Genomic DNA, 13,262 nt, shown 5'->3' with positions numbered 1-13,262 from the left:
CGAGGACGCACCCGTATGCCGCCTGGCAACCCTGGCCGGCTCGTCCGGAGTCTGGCCGCGCTCGTGCTGGTGTCCACCGCCGTACTGCCCGCCGCCCTGGAGCTGGCCGGTCCCTCGCCCTTCGGGGTGATCGGGCCGGGTGCCCCCGCCGACCGGGCGGTGCCGCCGCACACCGCCCAGCGGGCCGACCTCCGCGCGGCCGGCGCCGCCCCGACCGTCGACATAAGGCGGACCGGGGACCCGGCGAACCGGATCACGCTGGTGCTGCTCGGCGACGGCTACAGCGCGGACGAGCAGGAGCTCTTCCGCGCCCAGGCCGACCGGGCCTGGCGGGCGCTGATGGAGATCGAGCCGTTCCGCAGCTACCAGGGGTTCTTCAACATAAGGCGGGTCGAGGTCGTCTCGGCGGACTCCGGCATCGCCGAGACCGAGAGCCGGGGCCGAAACCCCGGGACCCCGCTCGGCATGCACTTCTGGTGCGAGGGCACCGCCCGGCTGCTCTGCGCCGACGAGGCCGCCACCGCGCGCTACGCCGGCGAGGGCGACGGCCCGCAGTACCTGATCGCGCTGGCCAACTCCAGCGAGTACGGGGGTGCCGGCGGCACCGGGGTGACCACCCTGGCCGGCGGCAGCCCGGACGCGGGGCGGATCATCCAGCACGAGATAGGGCACACCGTGGGCGACCTCGGTGACGAGTACGACAGCGCGCCGGACGACGCCGACTACCCCAACCTCGCCACCGAGAACGCCGACGACATGCGCCGCAAGCAGACCAAGTGGTGGCGCTGGCTGGGTGCGGAGTCCCCGGACGGCGGCGGCACGATCGGCGCCTACCGCAGCGCCAACGGGATCTACCGGCCCACCCAGGACTCGGTGATGCGCACCCTCGGCGGGGCCTACAACCTGCCCTCGCGGGAGGCGATCATCGAGGAGATCTACCGCCGGATCCGGCCGACCGACACACCCGTGCCCGCCCCGGGCGAGGTGACCGGCCGCCCCCGGCTGGAGGTCCGGCCGCTGCCGCTGGTCGGGACCCGCGCGCTGCAGGTGGACTGGAAGGTGGACGGCGCCGCGGTGGAGCCGCAGGCGCCGGACCGCAGCTGGCTGGACACCGCCGCGCTGAACCTGTCCCCGGGGCAGAGCGCCACCGTCACGGCCACCGTCCGGGACACCACCGACTGGGTCCGGGACGAGGCCTTCCGCGACCGCTACATGACCAGGACGGTCTCCTGGACGGTCACCGGCTGAGCCGGGCCCGCCCCGCCCCGGACCGAGGGTCGAATGATGGGATGACTAATCTGGGGACACTATGTCCGTGGAGCCCGCCAGTTCAGCCCGCCCCCTGTCCGTTCCCGCTCCCCCGGCCGCCGCCGGGCCGACGCCCTCGGCGGCCCCCGTGCCCCCGGCGGCCCCCGTGCCCCCGGCGGCCCTCGTGCCCCCGGCCACCGGGATCCCGGCGCCGCCCGGCGGCCGGGCCGCCTGGCTGGCCTGGTCCATCGGCGTCAGCGTGTACGTCCTCGCGGTGATCCACCGGACCAGTCTCGGGGTGGCCGGGCTGGACGCCGCCGACCGCTTCGCGATCGGCGCCTCCGCGCTCTCCACCTTCTCGATCCTCCAGGTGCTGGTCTACGCGGCGATGCAGATACCGGTCGGCCTGCTGGTCGACCGGTTCGGCCCGCGCCGGGTGCTGCTGCTCGGCGTCCTGCTGCTGAGCGCCGGGCAGCTCGCCTTCGCGTTCTCCTCCTCCTTCGGGCCGGCGCTGGCCTCCCGGGCGGTGCTCGGCTGCGGTGACGCGATGACCTTCATCAGCGTGCTGCGGATCGCCGCGCGCTGGTTCCCGGCCGCGAAGAACCCGTTCGTCGCCCAGCTGACCGGTCTCGCCGGGATGGGCGGGAACCTGGTCACCACCGTCGTCCTCGCCGACGCCCTGCACCGGGAGGGCTGGACCCCGACCTTCACCGCGATCGCGCTGCTCGGAGTGGCGGTGTTCGCGCTGGTCGCGCTCTTCCTGCGGGAGGCTCCGGCGGGCGCGCCGCAGCGGGCCGCGGCCGCCGGGCCGGGAGGCGTCGGGCCGGGGGGCGCGCCGCTCCGGCCGGGCGTGGGCCGGCAGGTCCGGCTGGCGTGGTCGGAGCCCGGCACCAGGCTCGGCCTCTGGGTGCACTTCACCACCCAGTTCCCCGGCAACGCCTTCGGCCTGCTCTGGGGGATGCCCTACCTGGTGGAGGCCCAGGGCATGTCGCGCACCGCGGCGGGCGGGCTGCTGACCCTGCTGGTGCTCGCCAACATGTCCTTCGGCCTCCTCTTCGGCCGGGTGCTCTCGCGCACCGCCCGGGCCCGGATGCCGATCGTGCTCACCGTGATCGCCGCCACCGCGCTCGGCTGGGCGCTGGTGCTGGCCTGGCCGGGCGGGCACCCGCCGCTCTGGCTGCTGGTCGGGATCATCCTGGTGATGGGCAGCAACGGCCCGGCCTCGCTGGTCGGTCTGGACTACGCCCGTGCGCGCAACCCCGTGGAGCGGCTCGGCACCGCCTCCGGGATCGTCAACATGGGCGGCTTCATCGGCACGATGATCACCCTGTTCGGCATCGGCGTCCTCCTGGACGCCCTCACCCCGACCGGCACCGGCGGCTACTCCGCCGACGCCTTCCGCTGGGCCTTCTGCTGGCTCTACGTGCCGCTCGCGGCGGGCACCCTGATGATCCTGCGGCTGCGGCGCAAGGTCGCCGAGCGGGAGCGGGGCGCGGCGGCGGGCGTCTGACGGCCCGCCTCCGACAGCCGGCCGGCCGTTCGGCACGGCCCGCGCGGCCGGAGCCGTGCGGGCCGCGCCGGGTCGTCAGACCGTGACGGCGAAATTGGCCAGCACCCGCGAGGCCAGCTCCTGGTCGCCCTCGACGGTGACCGGGCCCGGGCGGCCGCGGCCGCAGGCGAGCCGGGCGTACGTCTCCCAGTCCATCGTGAGCTGCACGTCGGGGGCGAGGCTGATCGACTCGTCGACCGTGCCGCGGCCGGCGGCGTCGACCCGGACGGTGCGCAGGAACTCGACCGGGCCGGTGACGTCCAGCACCAGGGCCGTCCCGGCCGGGGCGCCGGCCCGGTGGGCGACGGCCTTGGGCAGCGACTCCAGCAGCACGTCCCGGGCGAGCAGCGCGGCCGGGGAGGCCAGGTTGCCCGGCACCGCGAGGGCCCGGCGGAGGTCCTGCTCGTGCACCCAGACGTCGAAGGCCCGGTGGCGCAGCAGCTCGTGGTACGGCAGGTCGCGGCTGAGCGGGCCGCCCGGGAAGCGGACCGGCTCGGACGGGGTCTGCCGGGCGTTGCGCAGCGCCCGGGAGCGGCGGATGATCGTGTACTCCAGCTCGCCGGTCATCTCCAGCGCGGTGTGGCAGCGGCGCTTGTCGACCGGCAGCTCGATGTAGCGGGCGAACTCGGTGGTGACGTGGCGCAGGTCGCGGGGGAGCGAGTGGATCGGGCGCGGGTCGCCGAGCAGCTCGGACTCGACGGCGATGACGTGCGAGACGATGTCCCGGACCGACCAGCCGGGGCACTCGGTGGCCCGGTTCCAGGAGCCCTCCGGGAGAGGGGCCACCAGCTCCGATATCGATTCGATGGACTGCGTCCACGCCTCGGTGTAAGCCTGCACGGTCTGGTTGTCCGTCACGGGAATCTCCGGCCCTCCGTCAGCTGCCTTGCCACGCGCGCCCTGTTTTCGGGTCGGACGGGAAAGTCCGGCTTCCGGGCGCACACGCTAACCGCACGTTACGCTGCCGGGTGAGAACAGGGCAGCGCTTTCGAGTGACGATCGTAGGACTCTTGCCGTGGACGGTGGTACTGTGCGCGCTTCATTGATCCAACTCGCGGTCTCCGACGCCGAGCCGCCCGCCGAGCGGCGGGCCCGCGCGGCGGCCCTGGTCCGTGCCCAGCAGGGGGCCGACCTGGTGGTCCTGCCGGAGCTGTGGGCGCTGGGCGGTTTCGCGTACGACCTCTGGTCGGACGGCGCCGAGGCGCTGGACGGGCCCACCTCGGACGCGATGGCCGCCGCCGCGAAGGCGGCCGGGGTCTGGCTGCACGCCGGGTCGATCGTCGAGCGCGACCCGGACGGGCCGATCTACAACACCTCGCTGCTGTTCGCCCCGGACGGCGAGCTGGTGCACACCTACCGCAAGATCCACCGCTTCGGCTTCGACAGCGGCGAGGCGGTGGTGATGGGCGCCGGGCAGGAGATCGTCACCGCCGCCACCGACTTCGCCACGCTCGGCCTGGCGACCTGCTACGACCTGCGGTTCCCCGAGCTGTTCCGGGCGCTGCTGGACGCGGGCGCCCAGCTGATGGTGGTGCCGGCGGCCTGGCCGGCGCGGCGGCGCGAGCACTGGACACTGCTGAGCCGGGCCCGCGCGGTCGAGGAGCAGGCCTACGTCCTGGCCTGCAACACCGCCGGGACGCACGGCGGGGTCGAGCAGGCCGGCCACAGCATCGTGGTGGACCCGTGGGGCCGGGTGCTGGCCGAGGCGGGCGCCGGTGAGGAGGTGCTGACCGTGGACTTCGACCCCGCGGAGGTGGGCAAGGCCCGCGCCGAGTTCCCGGTCCACCGGGACCGGCTGCTGGGCATCCCGGCCCCCGTCCAGCGGTGACGTCCCCGGCCGGGTGAGCGGGGCTTTCCGGGGCATACGGGAGGCTTGTACGGGGCGGCGGCATTTTTGAGAAGATGAGCCTTCGTCGTGTTACCCGCCGTTCTTCAGCCGGCCTGTCCCGAGGCAGACCGTCGAGCCTGCCCGAGGAGGTCGCGCGCATGTACGGCACCGGCGCAGGCGACACCAGCACCGTGATCCAGCGCAACAGCCTGCGCGAGCAGATCGCCGGCGCGCTGCGCGAGGAGATGATGGCCGGCCGGCTGGCGGCCGGCCGCAACTTCACCGTCAAGGAGATCGCCGAGCTGTACGGCGTCTCCGCGACCCCGGCCCGCGAGGCGCTGGTGGACCTCGGTGCGCAGGGGCTGCTCCGGGCCGAGCACCACCGCGGCTTCACGGTGCCCGAGTTCGGCTGGGCCGACTTCCTGGAGATCTTCGAGTCCCGGGTGCTGCTCACCGACAGCTGCTTCCGCCAGCTCGCGGTCCGCCCGGCGACGCCGGACGCCGCCCGGCTGCCCTCGCTGCGCCGCCGGGCGGACGCGGCGGTCGGTGCGGTCCGGGCGGGCAACCTGGACGTCATGGTGGGCTGCGACCGCCGGTTCTGGCAGGAGGTCGCCGGACTGCTCGGCAACCGCCGGATCGGGGACTACCTGGACTGGCTCCGGGTGCAGTCCTGGATGTTCGCCGCGCCGTACCTGCGGGCGATGCCGACGCTGGGCGGGTTCTGCTGGGACCGCCACGTCGAGCTGGTCGAGGCGATCGAGCGGGAGGACCTCGCGGGCGCGCACCGGATCGTCTGCGAGTACAACCTGTTCACCGTGCGGGCGCTGGCCGGTTTGACCGGGGAGTCGGAGGAGTCGGTGGGGGTGCTGCCGCTGCTGACCGCCGGGCTCGACGCGGCGCCGGTGGCCGCGCCGCCGGCCGCCCGGTCGGGTGGGCCGGGGCCGTCCGGACCGGCTCCCTCACCGGTGCCGGCCGGCAGGTCTTCCGTTCCTTCCGTCCCTTCGGTCCCTTCGCCGGTGTCGGCGGGTCCGGAGGCGGGCCGCAGGCCGGAGCCGCAGCGGGCGGCGGAGGGCGGCCGCGGCCGCGAACGGGAGCTGGGCCGGGAGCTCGGCCGCGAGCTGGGGCTGGGCCTCGGTCTGGTGCCGCAGCCGCGTTCGGTGCCGTACGGGCGCTTCGGCCGCCGGCCGGCCGACCCGTCGGCCGGCCAACTGTCCGAGGGGCGGCCCGGCCCGCACCGCGCGCCGGGCCGGTAGGGTGGGCGGTCGTCGCCCCGGGCGGTCCCCGTACCGACCGTCCGGACCCCGACCCGCCCATCCGTCACCCGCTCGCGCGGGCGACTCCGCCGCCCGGAGAGGAAGAGCCGGCCCATGGCCTGCGACCTCTGGCTCGTCCCGCTCGTGGACGTGCTGAGCCACAGCCCCGACAACCCCTTCCGGGACGATCTCGCGCTGTACAACGCCGTGTTGACCGCGCACGGGCTGCCCGAGGTGCCGGTCTACCAGTTCGTCCCGGGGATAAGCGGGGCGGTCGAGCCGATAGCCGCCTTCGACTACGACTCGCTGCACTTCCTGCGCCGCGCCTACCTGCTGGGCCTGACCGGCCTGGACATCACGCCGGTGGACGCGCTCGGCGGCGACTACGAGCAGCTGCTGGAGATGTTCGAGAGCAGCGCGGAACACTCGCACCTGGTCTGGCACTTCGACCACGCCGGGGCCTACGTGCCGATCGAGTTCGCGGCTCCGCTGGTGGACGACGCGCTGCTCGCCTCCGGCGGTCCGCTGGGCTCCAGCCACGGGCTGCTGCGCGAACTCCAGGCCATCGCCCCGGCGCTGGACATCGACCCGGCCGACCCGCCGGACCCGACCCGGCCGCTCGGCCCGACCGGCCTGGAGCAGCCGTTCGGCCCGCCGCTGGACGACCTGCACCCCTTCGCCCGGGAGCGGCACGCCTGGGCGGGCCTGTACGCGGCGGCCACCCGGAGCCTCACCCAGGGCTCGATGATCGTCTTCGCCTGAGCCGACGGGCCCGCGAGCCACCCGGCTCCGCGGGCCCGTCGGTCTGCGGGCCCGCCGACGTCCGGGCCCGCGAAGAACGTCCGAGTCCGCGAGCGTCCGGGCTCGAAGGCCTCCGTGCGCCGTCCCCGCTACCGCAGCGGGCCCTCCGGCGGCCGCTGGCGCGGCATGGTGGGCCGGGTGCCCGGCGGGGGCAGGATCCGCACCTGGGCGCCGATCCCCGACTCGCTGCGGCCGCCCCAGCTGCCGGAGGCCTGGGTGGGCAGCTGGGTCATGCCCGCGCGGAACTCCAGCATCCACTCCGAGGTCTCGGTGCGGACCATGTCCGAGACGTCCTCGCAGAACCGCCGCAGCACCCCGAGGCAGCGTTCGGCCGCCTCGCCCGCGGTGCCCTCGGTGGGGCCGAGCACCTCCCGCACGCACTCCGACGCCCAGTCGAACTGGAAGGCCTCCAGGCGGCGTTGCAGCGCCTGCGCGGTGGAGACGTCCCGCATCCAGCCGGAGGTCAGCCCGAACGCCCGGTCGGCGCCGTAGCAGGCCGCGGCGAGCGCCAGGCCGACGTAGCCCCAGCTGGTGGCGTTCGCGACGGTGCCGGTGAGGTCCACCAGCGGCGCGGTGACGCCGCCCACCACGAAGCCGGCCGTGCCGAACCTCAGCAGACGTGCCCAGCGGCGCTTCCAGACCCGGTCCCGGCGGTACCAGTCGATCGCCTCGACCGCCCGCTCCTCGGACCAGCGGTAGAGCTCCTCCAGCCGCTCGGCGGGCTCGCCCCAGTCCCCGAGGGGGAACTGGCGGGCGCTCAGATCGGCCCGGCGACGCGTGTCGGCCCGGGGCGCGACTGCGGCGGGGGGCGGGTCCTCCTCGCCGATCTCCTTGCCCCAGGCACTCTCCTCGGGCTGCATTTCCGGCTGGCTCACCTGTGGGGCTCCCTGTGGCGGGCGGACTGCTGGGTCTGACATCGCGTCCTCCAACGCGTCCTCCTGACGAGCCATCGACCTGATGGGCCGTGAAACGCCGGACGACGGATCGGAACACACGGCGCCCCCGGGCGAGTGTGGGTGCCCCGGGACGGCGTACCGGCCGGTGGCCGGCGGTTGTCCATCAGCACTTCTTACCGCCAAATGGCTGACCGTGGGGGCGCTTCACCAATGATCGTTACCGGATTCGGGGCCCGGATGCCGAGGTGAGGGGGTTGCGGCGGTCGGCGAGATTTCACCCGTCCGAGCGAGCCCCCGGTGACCCGCTGTCCTGACCCGGGCACCCCGGGTGCACCGGCCCCGTCCCGGCTTGGATGATCCTCCGAGACCGGCGGCGTACGGACGGCTCCGCCTGGAGGTTCCGACGGGACCGGAGGGCGGCGCGAACCGGCCACCGACTACCCTTGCCAACCGTGAAGGTCCTCGTCATCGGCGGCGGCGCCCGCGAACACGCCCTGTGCCGCTCCCTGTCCCAAGATTCCGCCGTCACCGAGCTGCACTGTGCCCCGGGTAACGCCGGGATCGCGCAGGTGGCGACGGTCCACCCCGTCGACCAGCTGGACGGTGCGCAGGTCGCTGCGCTCGCCCGGCGGCTCGACGCCGACCTGGTCGTGGTCGGCCCGGAGGCCCCGCTCGTCGCGGGCGTCGCCGACGCCGTGCGCGCGGCCGGCATCCCGGTCTTCGGCCCGTCCGGCGAGGCCGCCCGGCTGGAGGGCTCCAAGGCGTTCGCCAAGGACGTCATGGCCGCCGCCGGGGTGCCCACCGCCCGCTCCTACCTCTGCACCACCCCCGCCGAGGCCGCCGAGGCACTGGACGCCTTCGGCGCGCCGTACGTGGTCAAGGACGACGGCCTGGCCGCCGGCAAGGGCGTCGTGGTCACCTCCGACCGCGAGGCCGCGCTGGCCCACGCCGCCTCCTGCGAGCGCGTGGTCATCGAGGAGTACCTGGACGGCCCCGAGGTCTCGCTGTTCGCGATCACCGACGGCACCACCGTCCTCCCGCTCCAGCCCGCGCAGGACTTCAAGCGTGCGCTGGACGGCGACGAGGGCCCGAACACCGGCGGCATGGGCGCCTACTCGCCGCTGCCGTGGGCGCCCGAGGGCCTGGTCGAGGAGGTCCTGGAGACCGTCCTGCAGCCCACCGTGGACGAGCTGCGCCGCCGGGGCACCGAGTTCTCCGGCCTGCTCTACGCCGGCCTGGCGCTGACCTCGCGCGGCACCCGGGTGATCGAGTTCAACGCCCGCTTCGGCGACCCGGAGACCCAGGTCGTGCTGGCCCGCCTGCGCACGCCGCTGGCGGCCGTCCTGCACGGCGCGGCCACCGGCGCGCTGGACCAGCTGGAGCCGCTGCGCTGGGACGACGGCGCCGCCGTCACCGTGGTGATCGCCTCCGAGGGCTACCCGGCGGCGCCGCGCACCGGCGACGTGATCGAGGGCCTGGCGGAGGCCGAGGCCGCCGACGGCACCGCGTTCGTCCTGCACGCCGGCACCGCGGCGGACGAGGACGGCCGGGTGCTCAGCGCCGGTGGCCGGGTCCTCTCCGTCACCGCCACCGGCGTCGACCTCGCCGAGGCGCGCGGCCGGGCGTACGCGGCGGTCGACCGGATCAGCCTCAAGGGTGGTCAGCACCGCACCGACATCGCGCTCAAGGCCGCCCAGTAGCAGGGCTTTTCGCCGCGTTCCGGGGCGCTGCGTCCGAGGGGAAACAACCCCCATGGACGCAGCGCCCCGCGGCGTTTCCGGGCCGGGTGGCACGGGAGCGGTTCCGGGGCCGCCGCACCGTTCGGCGGCCGGAATCCAGCCCATCGAGTGACAGCGGCCGCATCCGGCTGACGCAACCGGCCGCCCGGCCTTATGGTGCGCTGGTCCGCGGTCCCGGGGGCCGCGTCGTGCGCGGCCGCACCGGGTAGCGGCGGTCGCGCGGGGGGATGCTGGACGGCGTCCGGCCGGACCGGCGCGCCCGGGCCGCATTGCACGGCGCGCGGCGCGGTCGTCCGGAATCCGGGCACCGTCACCGGGACGAGTGGAAACCGGGGCGATCCGGAACACCCACCCGGACAAGGGCGTCAAGAATGTCAGAAGCGCCACGCAGCATGTACTACCGGGATCGGACGCCGCCGATTCCCGGTCGGAACTGATCGTTTCGAGTCGGCTCAGGGCCCCGTCGCCGGGTGCCCGAGGGCTCCGAAGGGGGTGCCGCACCGTATGGCCGCTGTCGACACCGCGCGCGCTCACGCCCAAGCGGTCCTGCGGGTCCGGGGGATCGCCCTGGCCACCGCCGTACTGCCCGCCGCCGCGGCGGTGGTCCTGCTCGCGGGCCGGTTCACCGGCCGGCTCGGTGCGCCAGGCTCCGCCGACGCCGCCGCCTGGGACGCCGTCCGCTGGGTGGTCTGCGCGGTGGCCGCCGCCACCCTGCTGGTCGCGGGCCTGGCCGCCCGCGCCCACCGCAGGGCCGTCCCGCCGCAGACCCCGGTCGTCCCGCTCGACCGGGCCCAGGCCCCCGAGCTGTACCGGCTGATCGACGAGCTGGCCGACCGGCTGGCGGTCCCCGCGCCCTCGGCGATCGCCCTCACCCCGGACTGCGACAGCTGGCTGGAGGACGTCCCGCCGGGCCGTCCGGCCGGCACCGGCCGCTCGTCGCGCCACTCGTCGCGCCACTCGTCGCGCCACGAGCAGGACCCGCCCGCGCCGGTGCTGGTGATCGGCTCGCCGTTCCTCTGGTGGATGCGGGCCGGCGAGCTGCGGGCCCTGCTCGCCCCGGTGGTGGCCGGTACCGGGGCCGCCGCCGACCCGGACATCGCCGCCGCCCGCCGCTTCCTGCGCGGTCTGGACGCCAGCCTGGACGCCGCCCCCGGGCCCGGCGTGGTCGGCGCCCCCGCGCCCGCCGCCCCGCGCGGGCGCCGCGGCCCGGCCGCGCTGACCGACCGGATCACCCGCCGGCTGCTCCGCGCCTGCCGGGCGCACTCCGCCGAGCTGGAGCGGGCCGTCGCCGGCTGGGCCTCCGAGCAGGCCCGGGCGGTCGACTACGGCCTGCGGATCGCCGCCCAGGAGCAGGTCGGCCTGGCGTACGCCGGCTGGGACCGGCTGCTCACCCGGGTCGCGCTGCCCGCCTGGCGGCTCGGCCGGCACCCCGCGCACCTCAACGCCGGGGTGGTCGCCGCGCTCACCGAGCTGTCCCGGCGCGACCGGCTGGCCGACGGGTACGGCAGCCGCCTCGGCGACCGCCCCGCCTGCGACCTGCTGGAGGAGCCGGGCACGGTGGACGAGGCGGTCTCGCTGCTCGCCGCCGAGCTGTTCTTCGGCCGCCCCGCCTCCGGCGCCTGGCGCGAGGTCGAGTGGACCGACTACCCGGCCGAGGTGGTGGACGCCGGCTGGCGGGCCCGCGCCACCGCGCTGCAGTCCGCGCTGGACCGGCTGGCCCCGCAGGCCCGCCCCGGCGCCCCGACGGTGACCAGGCTGCTCGGCCGGCTCGCCGAGGGCGGCGGCGAGCAGCTGGCGGCCGCGCTCACCGCCGAGCTGGCCCGGACCACGGCGCCCGCCCCGCTGCTCGAACCCGTCCGCACCGGGCGGGACCTGCTGGTCGACCACGTCACCGCGATGGTCTGCTGCGCCGCCGTCGACACCGCCGGGGCCACCCCGGGCCTGGACTGGCTGGACGGGCCGGTGCTGCTGATCGGCGGGGTGCGCCGCACCGATCTGGCCGGGCCGATCGCCCAGGCCGTCGAGCAGGGCCAGGACGGCCCGCTGCGGGCCTGGCTGGACGCCGCCGACGTCCGGCTGGAGAAGCCGGTCCGACTCTGAGCCCGGAGGGCGCTCGGTACCGGGGCTCGCGCCCCCGGGCCGGTCCCCGGTGGCAGGTCTTCGCAGGCCGGAGCCCCTCCACCGGCGGACCGGAAGATTCCCGGACACCAGTTGCTACCGATGGGTGACGCAGCGCCAGCACTCTGTGGTGTATTTGACCGCACGCACATCCGGGAGGCACATGCCGACCGGCGGAGGGTGCACCTTGTGGGAGGGGCGCGTGGGGACGGAACTCAACCGCCGCTGGGAGTCCGGAACGCACGCGTACAGCGTCTCCGACCCCTTCGGCCAGGGCCCGCTGCCCTGGCTCCGCAGCCCGGACCAGTACCTGGCCGGGGCCGAGGGCGCCGTCCCCTGGTACGTCTCGGTGGACGCACCGGGCCAGCAGCCGCTGGCCGGCGGTGCCAGACCGAAGCCGCCGGTCGGCACCCCGCAGGGGGCCAACGACGTGGTGCAGCAGATCAAGGGGTTCGCCTCGGCGGGCGTGGTCCGCCCCGGCGGCTCGGTGGACTTCCGGGTCACCGTCAACCCGCCCCGCGAGTTCACCGTCGACGTCTACCGGATCGGCCACTACAGCGGCGACGGTGCCCACCACATGACGTCCAGCCCGCTGATCGCCGGACTGGCCCAGCCGGCCCCGCTGGTGGCCGGGCGGACGGTCTCCTGCCACCACTGGTGGCACTCCTGGCGGCTGCAGATCCCGACCCACTGGCGCCCCGGCGCCTACGTCGCCGTCCTGACCACCGCGGACATGCTGCACCGCAGCCACATCCCGTTCACCGTGCGGGACTTCGAGGACCAGGCGCACGCCGCCGAGCTGCTCCTGGTGATCCCGGACGTGACCTGGCAGGCCTACAACCTCTTCCCCGAGGACGGCCGCAGCGGCGCCAGCCTGTACCACGCCTGGGACGACCGGGGCCGGCTGGTCGGCGAGCGGGACGCGGCCGTCACCGTCTCCTTCGACCGCCCGCACGCCACCGCGGGCCTGCCGCTGCACGTCGGCCACGCCTACGACTTCATCCGCTGGGCCGAGCGCTACGGCTACGACCTCTCCTACGCCACCGCCACCGACCTGCACGCCGGCCTGGTCGACCCGGCCCGGCACCGGGCGCTGGTCTTCCCCGGCCACGACGAGTACTGGTCGGAGCCGATGCGCCGGACGGTCGAGCGGGCCCGCGACGGCGGCACCTCGCTGGTCTTCCTCTCCGCCAACACCATGTACTGGCGGGTCGAGCTGAGCCCCGCGCCGTCCGGCGAGCCCAACCGGCTGCTCAACTGCCGCAAGCGGCAGAAGGTCGAGCCCGGCAGCCCGGCCACCGGGGTGGGCGGCGCCGCCAGCGCGCTCTGGCGGGACGCCGGCGAACCGGAGCAGCACCTGCTCGGTCTGCAGTACTCCGGCCGGGTCGCCTCCCCCGTCCCGCTGGTCGCCCGGCACACCGCGCACTGGCTCTGGGACGGCACCGGCGTCCAGGAGGGCGACGAGCTGCCCGGGCTGGTCGCCGGCGAGGCCGACCGGTACTACCCCAAGGTGGCGCTGCCCCGGCACACCGAGCGGGTGCTGCTCGCGCACTCCCCGTACCGGGACCTCGCCGGCCGCACCCGGTACCAGGAGACCTCGCTGTACCGGGCGCCGAGCGGCGCGTACGTCTTCGCCGCCGGGACGTTCGCGTGGTCGCCCGCGCTGGACCGGCCCGGCCTCACCGACGAGCGGATCCAGCGGGCCACCGCCAACCTGCTGGACCGCCTCTGCAAGAACGCCTGAGGGCGCCCGGCCGGGGCCCCGACGGGCGTTCGTGACAGACTCGGGTCCACTGACCTCCCCTTTCGCGCCGCACGCCCGCGAACGAC

Annotated in this window: 10 protein-coding genes; 8 read left to right on the top strand and 2 right to left on the bottom strand. The window is 75.5% G+C overall.

The window, feature by feature from the left end; translation table 11 throughout:
- Nucleotides 1–15: 15 nt before the first annotated feature.
- Both ABZ497_RS27255 and ABZ497_RS27250 read left to right on the top strand, forming a co-directional pair.
- Nucleotides 16–1,248, top strand: coding sequence for a M64 family metallopeptidase (locus ABZ497_RS27255; protein WP_359808963.1), 1,233 nt, complete (start codon nucleotides 16–18; stop codon nucleotides 1,246–1,248).
- Between the two features lie 202 nt (nucleotides 1,249–1,450).
- Nucleotides 1,451–2,758: an MFS transporter gene (locus ABZ497_RS27250; RefSeq protein WP_359808995.1), complete on the top strand. Its 1,308-nt coding sequence runs from the start codon at nucleotides 1,451–1,453 to the stop codon at nucleotides 2,756–2,758.
- A gap of 75 nt (nucleotides 2,759–2,833) precedes the next feature.
- On the opposite strand, the gene ABZ497_RS27245 is transcribed toward ABZ497_RS27250, so the two are convergent.
- Complete coding sequence (locus ABZ497_RS27245; RefSeq protein WP_359808961.1) at nucleotides 2,834–3,655, bottom strand: maleylpyruvate isomerase family mycothiol-dependent enzyme; 822 nt, start codon at nucleotides 3,653–3,655, stop codon at nucleotides 2,834–2,836.
- 172 nt (nucleotides 3,656–3,827) lie between these two features.
- On the opposite strand from ABZ497_RS27245, the gene ABZ497_RS27240 reads away from it, so the two are divergent.
- The 3 genes from ABZ497_RS27240 (at nucleotide 3,828) to ABZ497_RS27230 (ending at nucleotide 6,640) form a co-directional block, all read left to right on the top strand.
- Nucleotides 3,828–4,625: a carbon-nitrogen family hydrolase gene (locus ABZ497_RS27240; RefSeq protein ID WP_329488748.1), complete on the top strand. Its 798-nt coding sequence runs from the start codon at nucleotides 3,828–3,830 to the stop codon at nucleotides 4,623–4,625.
- 158 nt (nucleotides 4,626–4,783) lie between these two features.
- Nucleotides 4,784–5,878, top strand: a complete 1,095-nt coding sequence (locus tag ABZ497_RS27235; protein ID WP_359808959.1) for a GntR family transcriptional regulator — start codon at nucleotides 4,784–4,786, stop codon at nucleotides 5,876–5,878.
- Nucleotides 5,879–5,992: 114 nt separating this feature from the next.
- The gene (locus ABZ497_RS27230) at nucleotides 5,993–6,640 is read left to right on the top strand and encodes a hypothetical protein (RefSeq protein WP_329488746.1); all 648 of its coding nucleotides are present in this window, start codon (nucleotides 5,993–5,995) and stop codon (nucleotides 6,638–6,640) included.
- Between the two features lie 128 nt (nucleotides 6,641–6,768).
- Here ABZ497_RS27230 and ABZ497_RS27225 read toward each other — a convergent pair whose 3' ends face one another.
- The gene (locus ABZ497_RS27225) at nucleotides 6,769–7,539 is read right to left on the bottom strand and encodes an SLATT domain-containing protein (protein WP_329492170.1); all 771 of its coding nucleotides are present in this window, start codon (nucleotides 7,537–7,539) and stop codon (nucleotides 6,769–6,771) included.
- A 488-nt stretch (nucleotides 7,540–8,027) separates the two neighbouring features.
- Between ABZ497_RS27225 and purD the strand changes: the two genes are divergently transcribed.
- From purD to ABZ497_RS27210, 3 genes are all read left to right on the top strand, one after another.
- Nucleotides 8,028–9,275, top strand: coding sequence for a phosphoribosylamine--glycine ligase (gene purD / locus ABZ497_RS27220; protein WP_329488745.1), 1,248 nt, complete (start codon nucleotides 8,028–8,030; stop codon nucleotides 9,273–9,275).
- A gap of 543 nt (nucleotides 9,276–9,818) precedes the next feature.
- Nucleotides 9,819–11,414, top strand: coding sequence for a hypothetical protein (locus ABZ497_RS27215; RefSeq protein ID WP_359808958.1), 1,596 nt, complete (start codon nucleotides 9,819–9,821; stop codon nucleotides 11,412–11,414).
- Between the two features lie 220 nt (nucleotides 11,415–11,634).
- Entirely contained in the window at nucleotides 11,635–13,176 is a 1,542-nt protein-coding gene (locus tag ABZ497_RS27210) for a N,N-dimethylformamidase beta subunit family domain-containing protein (RefSeq protein ID WP_329488743.1), read from the top strand.
- Nucleotides 13,177–13,262: the final 86 nt, after the last annotated feature.

It is taken from the genome of Kitasatospora sp. NPDC005751 (assembly GCF_040630835.1).
Classification (GTDB): domain Bacteria; phylum Actinomycetota; class Actinomycetes; order Streptomycetales; family Streptomycetaceae; genus Kitasatospora.
The sequence above is the reverse complement of the archived record's forward strand: the minus strand, read 5'-3'. Positions and strand labels throughout refer to the sequence as shown.